This window comes from Actinoplanes sp. NPDC049548 (genome assembly GCF_040676695.1).
Taxonomy (GTDB): domain Bacteria; phylum Actinomycetota; class Actinomycetes; order Mycobacteriales; family Micromonosporaceae; genus Actinoplanes.
This window is the reverse complement of record NZ_JBFAPM010000007.1, coordinates 33,695-52,220: the sequence shown is the minus strand read 5'-3', so window position 1 is coordinate 52,220 and position 18,526 is coordinate 33,695. Positions and strand designations below refer to the sequence as shown.

Genomic DNA, 18,526 nt, shown 5'->3' with positions numbered 1-18,526 from the left:
TCTCTCAGGCCGGCGAGGCACGGTGAAGGGATGACCATCGCCGCACGCTGGGCAGTCGCCGCCGCCACGGCCGGTATCGCCCTGCTCACCGCCTGTTCGGACGACCAGGGCTCCGGCGGGGTGTCGACGATCCCACGGGCGTCGTCCGCCGCGCCTTCGGCCCCTTCGGCCCCCGCCGGGGACGCGCCTGACCTGCGTGATCCGGAAACGGTGGCCACCGGCATCGAGACGCCCTGGGGCCTGGCCTTCCTGCCCGACGGCAGCGCGCTGGTCGCCGAGCGCGACAGCGCCAGGGTCCTGCAGGTCTCCGCCGGCGGCGGCGCGCCCCGCGAGGTCTACCGGGTGCCCGGCGTCTCCGCGTCCGGCGAGGGCGGCCTGCTCGGCCTGGCGGTGGCGAAGGACTTCGAGAAGACCGACTACGTGTACGCGTACCACACGGCGGCGGACGACAACCGGATCGTGCGGTTCAAGCTCGGCAGCCAGGCCGCGCCGGAGGTGATCTTCGACGGCATCGACAAGGCGGGGATCCACAACGGCGGCCGGATCGCGTTCGGCCCGGACGGCATGCTGTACGCGGGCACGGGCGACGCCGGCGACCGCTCGGCCTCGCAGAACCCGGACGACACCAACGGCAAGATCCTGAGGCTCACCCCGGAGGGCAAGCCGGCCCCGGGCAACCCGCGGGCGGGCTCGCCGGTCTGGAGCCTGGGCCACCGCAACGTCCAGGGCCTCGCCTGGGCGGCCGACAAGACGATGTACGCGGTCGAGTTCGGCCAGAACCGGTTCGACGAGGTCAACAAGATCGAGCCGGGGAAGAACTACGGCTGGCCGGAGGTCGAGGGCACAGGGAACGACAGCAGGTACGTCGACCCGCTGGTGACCTGGACGACCGACGAGGCGTCCCCGTCCGGGGCGGCGATCGCCGGCGACACGCTCTACGTCGCGGCGCTGCGCGGCGAGCGGCTGTGGACCGTGCCGCTGGGCGGCGGCGATCCGCAGGACGAGCTGTCCGGACGCTACGGGCGGTTGCGCACCGTGGCGGTCGCGCCGGACGGCGCGTTGTGGCTCACCACGTCGAACACCGACGGACGCGGGGACGTGCGCGACGGCGACGACCGGATCCTGCGGTTCCCCGCCCGGTGAGGGGGACGGGCGGGGAACCGCAGGCCGTCAGCGGTTGTTCGGCGGCAGCAGCGGGAGACTGCTGATCACCTGGGCATACTGGTCGATCTGCCGGCCGTTCGGCACCACGCCGAAACTGCGGAGCTGATCCTTGATGGCCTGCGCAACCGCATCCTCGGACTGGCCGCGATGCGTCTGCATGACCTTGTTGACCACGTAGTCAACACGAAGCTGCATCTGCCAGCCAGCGGGGCGTGGCGACGCTCCGCTGGCGAGGCTTACTGAGGCGAGGGGTTCCATGCCACGAGTATCGGAAGCTCGGTGCCCTCATCGGAAGGTTCAGGGACCCGGTGCAACCGAGCTGCACCTGATTCGCACTAACTTCTCCCTCAGCGCTCCTATAACGGTTGCTGTTCAGTTACTCTCCGTGCCCGTCGGCCGCTCGCAGCTCCTCGGCGGAGGGCACGTGCGTCGGGCGCCACCACTGCCAGAGCAGGAACAGGCCGCCCAGCACCAGCATCCCCAGACCCATCCAGAGGTTGATCCGTACGCCCTGGGCCTTGTCGATGTCGCTGCTGGAGTCGAAGATCCCGAGCAGGGTCACGATCACGCCGTACACCACGAAGAGGCCACCGATCACCCGGCGGACGTCGAACAGGCGGGCGGCCGCGGACCGCTTCTCCAGTTCCTCACCCTCCGCGAGCAGCTCGTCCTCGGGACGGTTCACTTCCTCAGCCATCACAGTGCCTCTCACCAGACCGGGATGTAGAGCAGGAAGGCCAGGACGACGGCGACGCCGCCGAGCAGGGCCGGGTTACGCCACCAGACCTTGTCGGCGGCCAGCACCACCTCGCCGGAGGTGGAGGTGCCCGCCAGGCCGTAGACGAGGCCGCGCAGGTCGCTCTCGGGCTTCGGCCGCGTGAACAGGGTCACCGCCACGGCGACCACCAGGGCGGTCACGAACGCCAGGCCCGCACCCCAGAAGCTCTCCTCCAGGTCGGAGTTGAACTTCACGACGTCGCCCAGGTAGAGCAGGTAGAGCGTCAGCGACGCGAGGGTGCCCAGCAGCAGGGACCAGAAGCCGGCCCAGGCGGACATCCGCTTCCAGAACATGCCGACGATGAACGTGGCGAACAGCGGGGCGTTGATCAGGGAGAACAGCGCCTGGATGTAGTTCATGATGTTGTCGTAGCCGGCCGCGATGAACGCCGTGCCGATGCTGATGATGATGCCGGCGATCGTCGCGATCCGGCCGACCCGCAGGTAGTAGTCGTCCGACCGGTGCCTGCGCACGTACGACTGCCACAGGTCGTACGTGAAGACGGTGTTGAAGCCGCTCACGTTGGCCGCCATGCCCGCCATGAACGACGCCACCAGGCCGGTGACGGCGACGCCGAGCACGCCGTTGGGCAGCAGGTCGCGCATCAGGAGCGGGATCGCGTTGTTGTACTGCAGGTCACCCGTCTTGGCACCCAGCCCCTTGACCGTGACGATGGCGATCAGCCCGGGGATGACCGTGATGATCGGGATGATCAGCTTCGGGTACGCGCCGATGATCGGCGTACGCCGGGCCGCGCTCATGTCCTTGGCGGAGAGCGCCCGCTGCACCTCGGCGAAGTTCGTCGTCCAGTAGCCGAACGAGAGCACGAAGCCCAGGCCGAAGACGATGCCGATCCAGTTGGCGCCGAGCGGGTTCTCCGAGCCGGCCGTGCCCTGCCAGGCGTGCAGGGCGGCGTCGCCGAGCTCGCTGGAGCGGACGGCGTCGAAGAGCCCGTCGATGCCGCCGACCTTGACCAGGCCCACGATGGTGATCGGCAGCAGGCCCGCGATGATCACGAAGAACTGCAGGACCTCGTTGTAGATCGCCGAGGAGAGGCCACCGATCGTGATGTAGGTCAGGACGATCGCGGCGCCGATCACGATCGAGGCCCAGAGCGGCCAGCCGAGCAGCGCGTCGAGGATGAGGGCGAGGGCGTACAGGTTGACGCCGGCGATGAGCACCTGGGCGACGGCGAAGATCACCGCGTTGAGCAGGTGCGTGGGGCGGTTGAAGCGCAGCCGCAGGAACTCCGGGACGCTACGGACCTTGGAGCCGTAGTAGAAGGGCATCATCACGATGCCGAGGAAGACCATCGCCGGCACGGCGCCGATCCAGTAGTAGTGCAGGGTCATCAGGCCGTACTGCGCGCCGTTGGCCGCCATGCCGATGATCTCGAGGGCGCCCAGGTTGGCGGAGACGAAGGCCAGGCCGGTGACCCAGGCCGGCATCGAGCGGCCGGAGAGGAAGAAGTCGGCGCTGGTGCTGATCGCTCTTCGCGCGGCGAAGCCGATGCCCAGGACGGTCGCGAAGTAGATCACGAGGATGAGGTAGTCGAATACGTCGAGATCGAGCCTGAGCCCGGGCCCTTCAGCCGCGAGAACGCCCATGGGCACCTCCTGTGCAGTCGACGCGTCGTTACCCGAGCCGAATCTCTTTCACACCTCGGCCGGATGCGATCGAATGTCATCCATGCCTACTGCCCTGCCCCGCTTCCTCCTCGCCACCCTCGTCGCCGTGCTGGCGGCGCCGTCACCCGCCCATGCCGCGCCTGGCGACCGGCCGTACGTGCGCGGCGGGGAGACCGTCCCCGTTTACGACTACGCCACCGCCATCCGGGAGAGCGTGTGGGTGCAGACCCCGGACGACACCGACGAGGACGGCGTCCCGGACCGGGTTGCGGTCGACCTCGTGCGCCCGCGGACCGAGCCCGGCGTCAAGGTGCCGGTCGTCATGGACGCGTCGCCGTACTACGCCTGCTGCGGCCGGGGAAACGAGAGCGAGCTCAAGGCGTACGACGCGAACGGTGTGATCAGCAAGGAACCGCTCTTCTACGACAACTACTTCGTCCCCCGTGGGTACGCCTTCGCGGCCGTGGACCTGACCGGCACCAACCGCTCCACCGGCTGCGAGGACGTCGGTGGCCGGCACGAGGTGGCCGGAGCCAAGGCGGCCATCGACTGGCTCAACGGCCGCGCTCCCGGCTTCAGCGCCGACGGCACCCCGGTGTCCGCGACCGCGTGGAGCACCGGCAAGGTCGGGATGATCGGCAAGTCGTGGGACGGCTCGGTCGCCAACGGCGTCGCCTCGACGGGCGTCGAGGGCCTCGAGACCATCGTGCCCATCTCCGCGATCTCGAGCTGGTACGACTACATGCGCTTCAACGGCACGCTGCGCGCCACCGGCTACCCGACCTACCTGCAGGGCTTGGTGAGCGACCGCATCGCGCAGTGTGCGGCGGTGACCGAGTCGCTGGCGACCGACAGCGACGACGCGACGGCCGACTACAACGCGTTCTGGCGCGAGCGGGACTACCGCCGCTCGGCGTCGCGGGTGCACGCCAGCGTGTTCGTCGTGCACGGCGTCAACGACCTGAACGTCACCACGCCCCAGTTCGCCGAGTGGTGGGACGAGCTCGCGAAGCGCGGCGTACCCCGCAAGATCTGGCTGCACCAGACCGGCCACGTCGACCCGTTCGACGTGCGGCGCGACGCCTGGGTGGACACCCTGCACCAGTGGTTCGACCGCTGGCTGCAGGGCCTGCACAACGGCATCGACCGGGCACCGCGCGCGACCGTCGAGACCTCGCCCGGCGTCTTCACCGAGGCCCGGGACTGGCCCGTGCCCGGCACCCGCCCGGTCGCGGTGCGCCTCGGCACCGGCGTCGCCTCGTACACCGACGCCGGGCTGCCGGAGGACGTGGCCGTCGCCGATCCGGGCGCTCAGATCCACGGCCGGCTCGCTTTCCGGTACGGACCGCTGACGGCACCGCTGCGCATCTCCGGCTCACCGTCCGTGCGGCTGCGGGTCCGCGTCGACCGCCCGACGACCCAGCTCACCGCACGGCTGGTCGACTACGGTACGGCCGACCGCGTGCAGTACGACCGCGGTGAGGGCGTACGGACGCTGACCACCGAGTCGTGCTGGGGCGAGTCGACCGCGGCCGACGACGCCTGCTACTTCGACGTGGCGGAACGGGTGGCCACGACCGACCACGCCGTGCTGACCCGCGGCTGGCAGGACGCCGCGCACCACGTGTCGCTGCGCTTCACCACGCCGCTGCGCCCCGGCCGGTGGTACGCGATCACGGTGCCGGTCAGCGCGTACGACGCGACCGTCCCGGCGGGCCACACGCTCGGGCTCGTGCTGACCCAGAGCGACCCCGAGTACACGGAGGCGCCGAACACCGGCGCGACGGTCGAGGTGGACCTGGCCCGCAGCACGCTGGTCCTGCCCGTGACCGGCCCGGCGACGCTGAAGCCCTCGACGGCGGCGCCGCACACCCGCCACGGCGTGACGGCCGAGAACCGCCCGGAGCGCCTCACTCCCCAGGGATAGTCAATTATCGATAGAGTCTGAACTCATGCGGACGTTGTCCTTTGTGTTCGGTCTTGTGCTGACCGCGATCCCCTTGGCCGTGCCGGCGCCGGCACAGGCCGCCACGGACTGGACCGTGAGCGAGCCGGGCGGGAGTGTCTCCGCCCGGCTCGCGATCGACGATTCCGGGCGGCTGAGCTTCGGCGTCGACCGGCGCGGCGCCGGCGTGCTGGCTCCCGCACCGATCGGCCTGACCACCACGGAGGCCGACCTGACCGCCGGCCTCAGCTTCACGGCGCGCAGCGACCGCACCGTGCGCGAGCGCTACACCCGCACCACCGGCAAGCAGCTCCACCGGGACGTGACTCTGAGCGAGTCCACGTTCGCCTTCACCGGCGCCGGTGGGGTGCGGCTCGACGTGGTGGTGCGGGTCTCGGCGGAGGGGGCGGCGTACCGCTATGTGCTGCCCGCCGGGGGGTCGGTGACCGGGGAGGCGTCGTCGTGGTCGCTGCCCGCCGACGCTCCCGCGTGGCTGCTGCCGTACACGCCGAACTACGAGGACACCCGCCTGCAGGCGACCGCGGCGGCCGCCGCCACGGGCGACTACGGGTTTCCGTCGCTGTTCCAGGTCGGCGCCAACTACGCCCTGCTCACCGAGTCCGACGTGGACGGGCGGTACGCCGGGGCGCGGCTGACCCATGACGCCGGCTCAGGGACGTACCGGATCAAGCTGGCCGACCCGCAGATCGCCGCCGCCGACCGGCTGGCGACCCCCTGGCGGGTCGCGGTCGTCGGCGACCTCGCCACGGTGACGGCATCGATGCTCGTGGACGACCTGGCACCGCCGTCGAGGCTCACCGACACGTCCTGGGTACGCCCCGGCATGGTGGCCTGGTCCTGGCTGTCGGAACACAGCAGCCCCGCCGATCCGGTACGCCAGAAGCAGTACATCGACTTCGCGGCGCGCAACGGCTGGCCGTACGTGCTCATCGACGAGGGCTGGAGCGCCGACTGGGTGCCGGAGGTGGTCCGCTACGCCCGGGCCCGCGGCGTCGACGTGCTGCTCTGGCTGCACTGGACCGGCCTGGACACCGAGCAGGAACGGGCGACCCGGCTGCCGCAGTTCCGGTCCTGGGGCGTCGCCGGCATCAAGGTCGACTTCATGGATTCCGACAGCCAGGCCCGCTTCCGCTGGTACGACGAGATCCTCACCGCCACCGCGGCGCAGCACCTCATGGTCAACTTCCACGGCGCGACGATCCCGCGCGGCATCCAGCGCACCTGGCCGCACGTGATGACCCTGGAGGCCGTCCGCGGCGCCGAGCAGTTCCGCACCCGAGCCGCGACCAACACGATGTTCCCGTACACCCGCAACGTCGTCGGCGGCATGGACTACACGCCGGTGACCTGGGTGGTCAGCGACCGGGACACCACCGACGCGCACGAGGTGGCGCTCGCGCTCGTGTACGAGTCCGGCTGGACGCATCTCGCCGACAAGCCGGAGACCTACGAGGCACATCCCGAGGCGCTGCGGACGCTGAGCCAGTTGCCGACCGTGTGGGACGAGACCCGGCTGCTGGCCGGCGCACCCGGCCGGGAGACCGTGGTCGCGCGGCGCCGCGACGACCGGTGGTACCTCGGTGGCATCTCGGCGATCCCCGCGCACACCGTCACGGCGCCGCTCGACTTCCTCGGCGGCGGCCGGTACCTGGCCGAGACCCTGCGCGACGGCGACCACGGGCTGGTCCGGGAGAGCCGGATCGTCCGGCGCGGCGACACCCTGGCGGTGGCGGAGGCGGGAAACGGCGGGTTCGTGACGGTGGTGTGCGCGTACACCGGGTCGGCGACCTGCGACCAGCCGGTCCGGCGGGCGCCGGCCACGACGCTGACCGTCGATCCGTCCACGGCGGACGTCCATCCCGGAGGGTCGGTGACGGTGAAGGCGGTGTTCACGCTTCCGGCCGGCGGGCCGATCACCGGCGTGCGGCTCGCCCCACGGGCGCCGGAGGGCTGGACGGTCCGCGGCGGCGCGGCGACGGACCGCAGCATGCGCGGTGGTGACTCGCTGAGCGGCACGTGGACGTTCACCGCGGGACCCGATGTGGGCACCGGGCGGGTCGACCTCCCGGTGGCCGCCGAGTTCACCTTCCCCGGCGACCCCGCCTCCCGGCCCGTCCACGTCGAGGAGGCGGTCCGGGCGCTCGTCCCGCCCGCCGACCCGGCCGGCACGCCCGCGGTCAGCGATCTGCCGTTCCTGTCCGAGAGCAACGGGTACGGCCCGGTCGAGCGCGACCGGTCCAACGGCGAGGCGGCCGGCGGCGACGGCAACCCGCTGACCATCCGGGGCACCGTCTACGCCAAAGGGCTGGGCATGCACGCGCCGGGTGAGGTGACCGTCTGGCTGGGCGAGGCGTGCACCGGCTTCGCCGCCCAGGTCGGCATCGACGACGAGGTGACCCAGTCCGGCTCGGTGGACTTCGAGGTGCTCGGCGACGGCCGCACCCTGGCCACCAGCGGGGTGCGGCGCAGTGCCGATCCGGTGGCTGCGCTGAGTGCCGACGTGACGGGCGTACGGGTCCTGACGCTGCGCGCCACCGACGGCGGCGACGGCAAGAACTTCGACCACGCCGACTGGGCGGACGCCCGGCTCAGCTGCGGCTCCTGACCAGCATCTCCACCCCGTCCAGGATGCGGGCCAGGCCGTACTCGAAGGCCTGGTCCGCGCCCCCGTCGGCGGCCCCCGCCAGCGCCGCGGTCAGCTGCGGGAAGCGTTCGCCGTGCTCGCGCAGCACCGCGGCGATGGCCGTGCTCATCTCCGCCTCGCCCAGCATGGCGGCGGCCTGCTGGGCCAGCATGCGGCCATGCCCGGCGAGCACCGCGATCGTGTCGAGCCGCTCGGGCCCGCTCAGCGGCAACTCCGCGATCCGGTCCAGCGCGCATTCCATCCAACCCATCTCGTACGGCCCCAGCGGCCGCCGCCCCACGGTGGCCTCGACGGTCCACGGGTGGGCGAGGTAGCGGCCGAGCAGCAGCCGCGACCACTCCTCCAGGGCCGGACGCCACCCGGGCTCGGCCAGGGCGGGCGGCTCGCCGATCGCGCGCTCGACCATGACGGCGACCAGCTCCGCCTTGCCGGGCAGATAGCGGTACAGCGACATCTTCGTGTAGCCGAGCTCGGCGGCGACGCGCTGCATGGAGACGGCAGCCAGCCCCTCGGCGTCCGCCACGGCGATGCCCGCGTCGGCGATGCCCTCCAGCGTGAGTGCCGGCTTGGGCCCGCGGGTGGGCCGGGCCCGGCCGCCCCACAGGAACTCGACCGTCATCGGCTCCCCTTGCGCTCGGTGCGAACTGTATCTACCGTACACAGAAATAACTGATTCCATCGGACACAGTTCGGAGCCGCCATGTCCACGACCGTTCTCATCTCGGGCGCCGGCATCGCCGGGCCCGCCCTGGCCTACTGGCTGAGCCACCACGGCTTCCACCCGACAGTCGTCGAGGTCGCGCCCGCGCTGCGGACCGGCGGCAGCGCCGTCGACTACCGCGGGCCGGTCCACCTCGGACTCCTGGAACGCATGGGCGTGCTCGACCGGCTGCGCGACGTGCAGACCGGCGGCACCGCGATGCGTTTCGTCGACGAACGGGACCGGGTGCTGATGGAGATGCCGGCCGACTTCGCCGGCGGCGATCTGGAGGTGGCCCGCGGAGACCTGTCGCGGATCCTCTGCGAGGCGAGCGGCGAGCGCACCGAGTGGCTCTTCGGCGACAGCGTCACCTCGCTCACCGAGACCGCCGCCGGGGTCGACGTGACGTTCCGCAGCGGCCGGCGACGCACCTTCGACCTCGTGGTCGGCGCGGACGGCGTGCACTCCACCGTGCGGCGCCTCGCCTTCGGCCCCGAGCGGGACCACGTCCGGCACCTCGGCTACTACGTCGCCGGCTGGAGCATGCCGGACGGTCCCGGCCCGACCCGCAACTACAACGTTCCCGGCCGGCTCGCGGCTCTCGGTGGCGGCCAGGCGTTCCTGGCGTTCTCGTCACCGCGGCAGATCGGGTACGACCGGCGCGACGTCACTGCGCAGAAGCGGATTCTCCGCGACCGGTTCGCCGGGCTGGGCTGGGAGGTGCCGCGCCTGCTGGCCGCCCTCGACGACGCGACCGACCTGTACTTCGACCAGATCTGCCGGGTGGACGTCCGGCCGTGGTCGCGCGGACGGATCACGCTCGTCGGCGATGCGGCGGCCGGCGCGACGATCGGCGGGATGGGGAACGGCACGGCGCTGGTGGCCGCCTACGCCCTGGCCGGTGAGCTGGCGGCGGCGGGCGGGGACCACACCGTCGCGTTCCCGCGTTACGAGAAGCTGGTCGGCGACTTCGCCCGCCGGGCCCAGCGGGGCGGGAACACCACCGGAAGGTTCCTGGCGCCGCGCACCGCCCACGGCATCCGCATGCGCAACTGGCTGCACAACCAGCAGTGGTTCCTGGGCATGGTCATGAAGATCGCCGGCGACCGCAGCGCAAAGATCGACCTGCCCGCCTACAGCGGGCTCAGCGCAGCTTCTCCACGGCCTCCACGGTGAGCTCGTCCAGGCCCGCGATCACCAGGCTCGCCAGTGCCAGCGCGTCGGCAGCCGGCGGATACACGCCGTGCGGCACCGCGACCACCGCGAGCCCTGCCGCACCCGCCGCGCGCAGGCCGTTGCTGGAGTCCTCGACCGCGGCGCACACCTGCGGATCGAGCCCGAGGCGCTCGACCGCCGCGAGGTAGACGTCAGGCGCCGGCTTGCCGCGCGGCACCTCCTCGGTGGAGAGAGTGGTCCGGAAGGCGTCGGTCAGCCCGGCCGTCTTCAGCACCTGGTCGATGAGGATCCGCGCCGACGAGCTGGCGAGGGCGAGCGGGAAGCGTTCGGCGAGCCGGCGGACCGCCGCCACCGACCCCGGGATCAGCGGCAGGTCCTCGCGGTAGCGGTCCGCCATCCGGCCCAGGACGTCGGCGGCGACCTGCTCGGGCGTACGCGGCACGCCGACGTCCTCGCTCAGGTGCCGGGACCACTCCCCCGTGCTCATGCCCATCATCCGAGCCTGGCTGTCGGGGAGGAACTCGCGGCCGTGCTCGGCGACGTAGCCGCGGCGGACCTCCTCCCAGACCTCCTCGGTGTCGATGATGACGCCGTCCAGGTCGAAGACCACCGCTTCGATCGTGTTCACGCGCGAGCTTCCCTTCCGCGGACGATTCCCCCGAACCCTACTGCGCTCTCGCGGCCCGGTTGACCCACGGTAACCAGTTGGTAAGTTGTGAGCCGCCCCCGCTCACCCCGGCCGTCGAGGAGCCACCGCCATGCCTCCCTCGCCGCGACGCCCGGCGCCGTCCCACGCCGCGTCGTCACCCACCGTGACCGTTGTCATACCCGCGCTCAACGAGGAGCACAACCTCCCCCTGGTGCTCGAGAACCTGCCGCCGGTCAACGAGGTCGTGGTCGTCGACGGCCGCTCCGACGACGACACCGTGGCCGTCGCGCGGGAGGTCCGCCCGGACGTCGTCGTGGTGCGCCAGACCCGCTCCGGCAAGGGCAACGCCCTCGCGTGCGGCTTCGCCGCAGCCACCGGGGACATCGTCGTGACGCTCAACGCCGACGGCTCCGCCGACCCGGGCGAGATACCTCGTTTCGTGGACGCGCTGCTCTCCGGCGCCGAAGCCGCGCACGGTTCCCGGTTCCGCTACGGCGGCGACCACCGCGACGCCCTGCCGGCCGAGCGCCTCGGGCACACCGTGCTCAGCCGGGTCGTCAACGTCCTCTTCCGGACCCGGTTCACCGATCTCAGCTGTGGCTACAACGCGTACTGGCGGGAGCTGCTCCCGGTGCTCGACCTGCCGGGGCCGGAGGTACCCGGGCTCAAGCGCGGCCGGCTCGCCTGGGGCGACGGCCCGGAGGTCGAGACCCTCATCACGATCCGGATGGCCACCCGCGGGCTGCGCGTGGTGGAGGTGGCGACGGTCGGCTACCCGCGCATCCACGGCGACCGGCCGCGGCGGCTGCTCCCCTCGGCGCTGCGGGTGCTGCGCACGATCGCCACCGAGTACGCCCGCCGCTGGCGTCGCGTACCCGTGGAGGCCACCCACCGGCCGGCGCCGCACCCCCGGTCCCTGACACCCGACCGGCCGGCCGACGAGCCGACCGGCCGGCACTCGGTGCCGCTTCCGCCGCGCCCCCGGCGCCGGGCGGACCGGCGGGTGATCCGGGGCGACGGCCGCTACTGACCCTTGGTCCGCTCGCGCAGCCGCGGCAGCACCTCGTCGCCGTAGACGCGCAGGAAGCGGTCCTGGTCGGGCCCGGGCGCGTGGAACACCAGGTGCCGGAAGCCCATGTCCAGATACTCGGCGACCTTCGCCGCGTGCTCGTCCGGGTCCGACGAGACGATCCAGCGGGTGACCGTGCGGTCGACCGGCAGGGCGTCCGCCCGGCGCTGCATCTCGATCGGGTCCTCGACGCCGGTCTTCTCCTCCGGCGACAGGGCCAGAGCGCCCCAGTAGTGCGTGTCGTTGCGCGCCTTCTCCAGGTCCGGGTCGAACGACACCTTCACCTCGATCATGAGATCGATGTCGTCCAGCGAGCGGTTCGCCTTCTCCGCCCCTTCCCGTACGGCCGGGAGCAGCGTGTCGGTGTAGAGCTCGTGGCCCTTGCCGCTGGTCGTGATGAACCCGTCGGCGACCCGGCCGGCGAGACGGGTCGCGGCCGGGCCGGAGGCGCCGATGTAGATCGGGACCGGCTGCTCCGGCTTGTCGTAGATCGTCGCCAGCTCGGTGCGGTAGTACGTGCCCTCGAAGGTCACCCGGTCCTCGGTCCAGAGCCGGCGGATGAGCGCCACCGCCTCCTTGAGCCGGGCGAACCGCTCCTTGCCCTCCGGCCAGGCGAGGCCGAGCGGCACCTCGTTGAGCGACTCCCCCGAGCCGACGCCGAGGATGACGCGGCCCGGGGCGAGACAGCCGAGCGTCGCGAAGGCCTGGGCCACGACCGCCGGGTGGTAGCGGAAGGTCGGGGTCAGCACGCTGGTGCCCAGCAGCACCCGCTCGGTGCTGGTCGCCAGCGCGCCGAGCCAGGGCAGCGCGGCCGGGGCGTGGCCGCCGTCGTGCCGCCACGGCTGCAGGTGGTCACTGACGAACACGGAGTCGAACCCGTGCTGCTCCGCGTCGATGCCGTAGCGGAGCAGCTCGCGCGGGGCGAACTGCTCCGCCGATGCCTTGTAGCCGAACCGAATCATGGTTCGACCCTATCCCGCGGCTTTGTAGGCCTTGCCCGCCTCGGTCGGGGTCCTCGCGTCCTTGTAGAGCCCGAACTCGACGCTGTCGCCCACGGCGGGCAGTCCGAACCAGGCGTACCGCTCGACGTACGACCGGGACTCCATGCCCTTCGTGCTGCCCTTGATGAAGGCGACCTCCTGGGCGGCGCTCGGGTACCTGGGGCTGCCGCCGAAGTTCTGCAGGCCGTACTCGGTCACCCAGATCGGCAGATCGTACTTCTTGTGCACCGCGTCGACGTAGCCCAGGAACTGGCCGACCGCCGCGTCGCTGAAGTCGGAGCCGTACCAGTGCAGGGTGATGAAGTCGACCCGGAGGTTCTTCTGCTTCGCGCCCTTCAGGAACCGGTCGAGCCAGCCGCCGTCCTTGTCGGCACCGAACGCGACGGCGGGGCTGCCCAGCCGCATCCCGGTCGCCTGCAGCTTCGGCCACGCCGCCAGGGCGTCCTCGACCGACATGTTGGCCTGGCCCGCCATGTCCGGCTCGTTGTAACCGAGCAGCACGTCGCCCTCGCGCTTCGCCTTGGCCAGCGTCGCGTCGGTGACGTTCGCCTTGCCCCAGATCATCGGCACGAACTCGACGTCGGCCGGCCCGGGCATGGTGTCGTTGTCCGGAGCCCAGTTGTAGTACCAGCCGGCGCCGACGTCGTCGAGCGCACCCTTGATGCCGCCGAACTGCCAGGTGCCGACGCCCTTCTTCGCCGACGTGCCGGTCGGCGGCACGGGAGGGGGCGCCTTCGTCGTCTTCTTCTTCGTCGGCGAGGGCTTGGCGGAGGTCACGCTCGGCTTCGGCGACGGCGGGAGTGACAGCCGGGGCGCCGGCGCGGTCGTCGACACCACCGCGGCCCGGGCGGCCGGCTTGTCGTCCTGCACGTAGACGACCGCGGCCGTGCCGCCGCCGGCCACCGCGCCGGTGGCCAGCATGGCCGTCAGCACCCGGCGGCCGACGCCGACCGTGCCCTTGACCGCGATCTTCGCCGCCAGCGCCTTGCCCGACCCGCCCGCGGCGTGCGCGCCCAGGTGGGCCGCGGTGTGTGCGCCGCCGGCCGCTCCGCCGAGACCGGCCAGGCCGCCGCTCAGCGCGTGCGGCAGCGGCACGAGCGCCATCCCGACCAGCAGCTTCTCCGCCGCGACCAGCCCCGACCAGGCCGGCGAGCACTGGCGGCAGTCCCGGGTGTGGCGGGCGATGCGCTTGCGCCACAGCGGGCCCGGCCGGCCGTCCCAGCCGGTGGTGACCACGGCGAGCTCCGGGCACGGCGGGGTCGCGGCGAGCGCCCGCACGACCACGCGGGCCGTCTCGAGCTGGCCCTTCATCCGCTGGATCCGCACGGCCGCGTGCTGGCGGGTGACCTCGATGGCCTCCACGATCTCGTCGCGGGTCAGCTCCCCCGACGCCTCCAGCCACCACAGCGACAGCAGCTCGCGGTTGTCCTCGTCGAGCCAGCGGGTCGCCTCGGCGGTCTCCCGGCGCTGGCCGGCGAGCTCGAGCCGGGTGATCGCCAGATCGGTGAAGTCGGCGCCGGGGTCGCGGACGTCGTCGGGCAGCAGCGCGTCGGGCGCCCCTCGCCGGACCCGGTAACGCTCGCGCACCTGCCGGACGGTGATCGCCACGAGCCAGGACCGGAACGCCTCCGGGTCGCGCAGGTCACCCAGGTTGCGCAGCACCCGCAGCATGGTGTCCTGCACGACGTCGTCGACGTCGGCGTGCCCGTCCAGGGCCCGGCCGACGATCGTGTACACGAGCGGCAGGTACCCGGCGACGAGACGGTCGATCGCGGCCGGGTCGCCGGCGCGGGCAGCCACCACCGTCGCGGTGTCCGGTTGAAACGCCATGGGTGTGAGGACCTCTCCGTGGAGCATCGATCATCGCTCGCGGCCGCGGTTTCGACGACCACGGGGAGGGAGACCGGCCGAACGGGCCCCGATAACAGGAAGTTCGGCCGGCCGGTCCCGGAACGCCGGGCGAGGGTACGCCGACCTGGACGTGGTTAACGCACCGCCCGGCCGGGAACACACAGAGCAGGCGCCGAGAGTCGCGCCGGCGGCGGAAGGAGGCGGGTCATGCGTATCTCGGTCCACCTGAACCTGCCCCGGGAGGTGGGCAGCGTCCCGGCCGTACGGCGGCTGCTGCGCTGTGCCCTCGCGGCCTTCCACGTCGACCGGGAAGCCGGCCACGACCTCGAGATCGCGCTCACCGAGGCGTGCGCGAACGTGGTGGACCACGCGTCCGGGGCGGACTCCATCCAGGTGCGCCTGGACCTCGCCGAAGACCGCTGCGCTATCGACGTAACCGACAACGGTGCCGGGTTCGACGCGGATGCGGTCGAGGCGCCGGACAACCGCAGTGAACGAGGCCGGGGCCTGCTCCTCATCAAGGCGCTGAGCGAGAACGTGCGGATGCACTCGACTCCCCGCCGGGGCAGCCTCATCCACTTCGAGAAGTCCTTCGCCGCGGCGCGCTGACGGCGTCCCCGCGGGTCGGGACCGCATCGCGCGGCCCGGCGCGGAGCTGCCGTGCGCGTTTTCTATCATTCTTGCTCTACAGCAAATATTGCCGTCTTCGCTGCGAGAGTGAGGTCCCTTGTCCGACCGTCCGACGTCCGTGGGCGCGGCGCTGCGTGCGGCACCCCCGGACCGGCTGCCCGAGGTGACGGCCGAGCACCTGCGCCGGCACCACGCCGCCGGCCGGATCGAGGTGCTGCTCAGCGACCTCACCCTCACCGGGCTCCGGCCGCTGCTCGACGAGGACGGGTTCGCCGGCGACGTGCTCGCCCAGCGGTGCTTGGGCAGCCAGCGCCCGGTCATCGACGGCGCGCCGGGCATCCACCGGGCGTACCTGCCGCTGCACGTCTGGGGAGAACGGCTCGGCGTGCTGGTCGTGGAGACGCCGGCACCCGCCGCCACCGGCCTCACCGAGCAGCTGTCGGCGGTCGCGGACGAGCTGGCCCTGGCGCTGCGGGCCGCCGACGTGGTGACCGACCGCTACCGCCGGGCCTGCCGGCGCGAACGCCTCACCATGGCCGCCGAGCTCCAGTGGGAGCTGCTGCCCGGCCGCTCCCTGGGCGACGACAGGTTCCTGATCGCCGGCCAGCTCGAGCCCGCGTACGCGGTGTTCGGCGATCACTTCGACTGGTCGCTGACCGCGGACCGGCTCACCGTCACGGTGCTCAACGGCAACGGCGACGGACTCGAAGCGGCGCTGCTCACCACGGTGGCGGTCAACGCGATGCGCAACGCCCGACGCTCCGGCGCCAACATCGTCGAACAGGCCGAGCTGGCCTCCGACGCGCTCTACGCCCGCTACGGCGGCGCCGCGCACGCCGCGACGCTGCTGCTGGAGATCGACCTCGTCAGCGGCCGGGTGGACGCCGTCGACGCCGGCTCACCGCGAGCCATGGTCGCCCGGGACGGAGACATCCGGACGGTGACGCTCGAGCAGCAGCTGCCCCTCGGCATGTTCGGCGAGACCCGCTACGAGACCCAGCGCTTCCTGCTCGAACCCGCCGACCGCCTGCTGGTGGTCAGCGACGGGGTGCACGCCGCCACTCCCGGGGGACGCCCCCCGTACGGTGAATCCGCGCTGTTGACCGCGTTGCGAAGGACGCGGCTGCAGCCGGCGACCGAGGCAGTGGGTACGGTGATGCGCGGGCTACGCGAATACCACGGAGGGCTGGACCCGGACGACGACGCGGTCACCGTCTGCCTCGACTGGCGGCGATGACGCTTCAGATCCGCGGCCAACGGGTACGGGCGGTCCGCAACGCCTCAATTCCTGCGGACAGAGGACCGGCATGGAGCGCCTCACAGACGTCGCCGCGGCGGTGGAATCGACCGTGGAGTCGCTGCTCGGCGTCTTCGAGAGCGCCCGGCTGGCCCGCTCGCCGGCGGTGCCGCCGGCTCAGCTCCGGGTGCTGACGATCATCTCCCGCAACGAGGACACCAACATGAGCCGGCTCGCCGAGGCCCTCGACGTGGTGCCGTCGTCGGCGAGCCGCCTCTGCGACCGGCTCGAGGCCACCGGGCTGCTCCGGCGCGTACCCGACCCCCGGGACCGCCGGGAGGTGCGCCTGCTGCCCACGGCGGCCGCCCGGCGGCTGCTCGAGGAGCTGCGCGAGCGCCGCCAGGCCGCGATCGCCGAGGTGATGGAGCGGATGAGCCCCGCCCGCCGGGCCGACCTGGTCCGCGCCCTCGCGGCCTTCGACGACGCGGCGACCGCCGGCACGTCCGGCGCCGGCGACGGCCTGCGGACCGCCTAGATCGATCTGGGGTACGGTCCGTCGATGCGCATCGGCATCGTGATCCTCCCGGAAGAACGCTGGTCGGCGGCCCGGCACCGCTGGGCCCGCGCCGAGGAGTACGGGTTCGACCACGCCTGGACCTACGACCACCTCGGATGGCGAGACCTCGTCGACGGCCCCTGGTTCGACGCCGTGACGACCCTCACGGCGGCGGCGACGGTGACCGAAGGCATCCGCTTGGGCACGTTCGTGGCCTCCCCGAACTTCCGCCACCCGGTCCACTTCGCGCGCGAGGCGCTGGCGATGGACGACGTGTCCGACGGCCGGCTGCTGCTGGGCGTGGGCGCGGGCGGCATCGGCTTCGACGCCGAGGTGCTGGGCGCCGCACCGCTGACCCCGCGCGAGCGCGTCGACCGCTTCACGGAGTTCGTCGAGCTCTTCGGCCGGCTCCTGACCGAGGACCACGTCTCGTACGAAGGCGCGTACTACCGCGCGATGGACGCCCGGACCCTGCCAGGACCGCTGCAGCAGCCACGCCCGCCGCTGATCCTCGCGGCCAACGGCCCGCGATCGCTCACCCTGGCGGCCCGCCACGGCGACGGCTGGGTCACGACGGGCGCCCAGGGCCTCGACGACCAGGAAACGTGGTGGCGCTCGGTCCGCGAGGCCGGCGACCGCTTCACCGCGGCACTGGAACGGGCGGGCCGTCCGCACGCCGACCGCTATCTCAGCCTCGACTCGGCGCCGGTCTACTCGCTGAGCAGCCCCGAGACATTCGAGGAAGCGGTGGGCCGGGCGCGGGAACTCGGATTCACCGACGTGATGGTGCACTGGCCGCGGGCGACGAGCTGGTACGCCGGCGACGAGAAGGTCCTGGAAAAGGTGGCGCCGATGCTGCCGCGCCTGCGCCGAGGCTGACGCCGCCGACCGGTAAAGGCCACAATCCTTCCGGAAGTACAAGCCTTTCTGCGTAGGACCCCCTTGCCCCGCCCTTTACCACCGGTGAGCTTTCCGCCGCGGCACCGGGTGCGCAAAACACGAACCAGGACCGGAACCGGCCACATTCACCACCTGTGATGCCTTCGATCAGGCCCGTGATGCGCCGGCGCCGATGCCACCGAAGGGCGTTGCCGGCCGGTCGCGCACTTTCCTCCGCCCGGCGCGGCCGGTCGCGGTCGCGCTTTCCCCGGGGCGGCGGCCGGTCGTCGTGGCGCTTTCCTGTCCTGGGCGCGGTGGCGGGGTGCGGTCGCGCTTTCCTCAGCCGGGTCGCGCTTTCGCCGGCGGGGCCGGCCGCCGGGGTGGCGGTTCCGTCGGCGGCGCTGCCTGCCCGCGGTGGCGGTTTCCCCGGCGCCGGCTGCGCGGGTGGCGCTTTCCTCGGCAGTGCGGCCTGCACGGGGGTGGCGCTTCCCCTCGCGCTGCCTGCCTGGGGTGGCACTTTCCCTCGCGCTACCTGCCGAGGGTGGCGCTTCCACCGTGCTGCCTGCCCGGGGTGGCGCTTTCCCCGCTCGCGCGGCCT

16 protein-coding genes are annotated in these 18,526 nt (G+C 72.3%); 9 read left to right on the top strand and 7 right to left on the bottom strand.

Going from position 1 to position 18,526, the window contains the following annotated elements; all coding sequences use genetic code 11:
• Positions 1 to 30: 30 nt before the first annotated feature.
• Complete coding sequence (locus AB0J80_RS15835; RefSeq protein WP_364705161.1) at positions 31 to 1,143, top strand: PQQ-dependent sugar dehydrogenase; 1,113 nt, start codon at positions 31 to 33, stop codon at positions 1,141 to 1,143.
• 27 nt (positions 1,144 to 1,170) lie between these two features.
• Here AB0J80_RS15835 and AB0J80_RS15830 read toward each other — a convergent pair whose 3' ends face one another.
• The 3 genes from AB0J80_RS15830 to AB0J80_RS15820 form a co-directional block, all read right to left on the bottom strand.
• Positions 1,171 to 1,422: a hypothetical protein gene (locus tag AB0J80_RS15830; RefSeq protein ID WP_364705159.1), complete on the bottom strand. Its 252-nt coding sequence runs from the start codon at positions 1,420 to 1,422 to the stop codon at positions 1,171 to 1,173.
• Between the two features lie 118 nt (positions 1,423 to 1,540).
• Positions 1,541 to 1,861, bottom strand: coding sequence for a hypothetical protein (locus AB0J80_RS15825; protein WP_364705157.1), 321 nt, complete (start codon positions 1,859 to 1,861; stop codon positions 1,541 to 1,543).
• A gap of 11 nt (positions 1,862 to 1,872) precedes the next feature.
• Complete coding sequence (locus tag AB0J80_RS15820) at positions 1,873 to 3,549, bottom strand: sodium:solute symporter family protein (protein WP_364705156.1); 1,677 nt, start codon at positions 3,547 to 3,549, stop codon at positions 1,873 to 1,875.
• An 82-nt stretch (positions 3,550 to 3,631) separates the two neighbouring features.
• On the opposite strand from AB0J80_RS15820, the gene AB0J80_RS15815 reads away from it, so the two are divergent.
• Positions 3,632 to 5,497 carry a Xaa-Pro dipeptidyl-peptidase gene (locus tag AB0J80_RS15815; RefSeq protein WP_364705154.1) on the top strand — a complete coding sequence of 622 codons (1,866 nt, stop codon included), beginning with the start codon at positions 3,632 to 3,634 and terminating at the stop codon, positions 5,495 to 5,497.
• A 25-nt stretch (positions 5,498 to 5,522) separates the two neighbouring features.
• On the top strand, positions 5,523 to 8,141 hold the full coding sequence (locus tag AB0J80_RS15810) for a glycoside hydrolase family 97 catalytic domain-containing protein (RefSeq protein ID WP_364705153.1): 2,619 nt from the start codon (positions 5,523 to 5,525) through the stop codon (positions 8,139 to 8,141).
• Here AB0J80_RS15810 and AB0J80_RS15805 read toward each other — a convergent pair.
• Entirely contained in the window at positions 8,125 to 8,799 is a 675-nt protein-coding gene (locus AB0J80_RS15805; protein WP_364705151.1) for a TetR/AcrR family transcriptional regulator, read from the bottom strand. The two genes, AB0J80_RS15810 and AB0J80_RS15805, sit on opposite strands and share 17 nt — an antisense overlap.
• 81 nt (positions 8,800 to 8,880) lie before the next feature.
• Between AB0J80_RS15805 and AB0J80_RS15800 the strand changes: the two genes are divergently transcribed.
• Positions 8,881 to 10,056: an FAD-dependent monooxygenase gene (locus AB0J80_RS15800; RefSeq protein WP_364705149.1), complete on the top strand. Its 1,176-nt coding sequence runs from the start codon at positions 8,881 to 8,883 to the stop codon at positions 10,054 to 10,056.
• Here AB0J80_RS15800 and AB0J80_RS15795 read toward each other — a convergent pair.
• Positions 10,025 to 10,684 (bottom strand): HAD family phosphatase, encoded by a 660-nt coding sequence (locus AB0J80_RS15795; protein ID WP_364705148.1) that lies wholly within the window; start codon positions 10,682 to 10,684, stop codon positions 10,025 to 10,027. The two genes, AB0J80_RS15800 and AB0J80_RS15795, sit on opposite strands and share 32 nt — an antisense overlap.
• A gap of 184 nt (positions 10,685 to 10,868) precedes the next feature.
• Between AB0J80_RS15795 and AB0J80_RS15790 the strand changes: the two genes are divergently transcribed.
• The gene (locus AB0J80_RS15790; protein ID WP_364705146.1) at positions 10,869 to 11,735 is read left to right on the top strand and encodes a glycosyltransferase family 2 protein; all 867 of its coding nucleotides are present in this window, start codon (positions 10,869 to 10,871) and stop codon (positions 11,733 to 11,735) included.
• On the opposite strand, the gene fgd is transcribed toward AB0J80_RS15790, so the two are convergent.
• Both fgd and AB0J80_RS15780 read right to left on the bottom strand, forming a co-directional pair.
• Entirely contained in the window at positions 11,729 to 12,736 is a 1,008-nt protein-coding gene (gene fgd / locus AB0J80_RS15785) for a glucose-6-phosphate dehydrogenase (coenzyme-F420) (protein ID WP_364705144.1), read from the bottom strand. The two genes, AB0J80_RS15790 and fgd, sit on opposite strands and share 7 nt — an antisense overlap.
• 9 nt (positions 12,737 to 12,745) lie before the next feature.
• Positions 12,746 to 14,605, bottom strand: coding sequence for a sigma-70 family RNA polymerase sigma factor (locus AB0J80_RS15780; protein ID WP_364705142.1), 1,860 nt, complete (start codon positions 14,603 to 14,605; stop codon positions 12,746 to 12,748).
• Positions 14,606 to 14,833: 228 nt separating this feature from the next.
• Here AB0J80_RS15780 and AB0J80_RS15775 point away from each other — a divergent pair, with 228 nt between their 5' ends.
• The 4 genes from AB0J80_RS15775 to AB0J80_RS15760 all read left to right on the top strand — a co-directional run bounded on the left by AB0J80_RS15775 (position 14,834) and on the right by AB0J80_RS15760 (position 17,928).
• Complete coding sequence (locus AB0J80_RS15775; protein ID WP_364705141.1) at positions 14,834 to 15,235, top strand: ATP-binding protein; 402 nt, start codon at positions 14,834 to 14,836, stop codon at positions 15,233 to 15,235.
• A 118-nt stretch (positions 15,236 to 15,353) separates the two neighbouring features.
• Entirely contained in the window at positions 15,354 to 16,493 is a 1,140-nt protein-coding gene (locus AB0J80_RS15770) for a PP2C family protein-serine/threonine phosphatase (protein ID WP_364705140.1), read from the top strand.
• A gap of 70 nt (positions 16,494 to 16,563) precedes the next feature.
• Entirely contained in the window at positions 16,564 to 17,028 is a 465-nt protein-coding gene (locus AB0J80_RS15765) for a MarR family transcriptional regulator (protein ID WP_364705139.1), read from the top strand.
• A gap of 24 nt (positions 17,029 to 17,052) precedes the next feature.
• Complete coding sequence (locus AB0J80_RS15760) at positions 17,053 to 17,928, top strand: LLM class flavin-dependent oxidoreductase (protein ID WP_364705138.1); 876 nt, start codon at positions 17,053 to 17,055, stop codon at positions 17,926 to 17,928.
• The last annotated feature ends 598 nt before the right edge of the window (positions 17,929 to 18,526 follow it).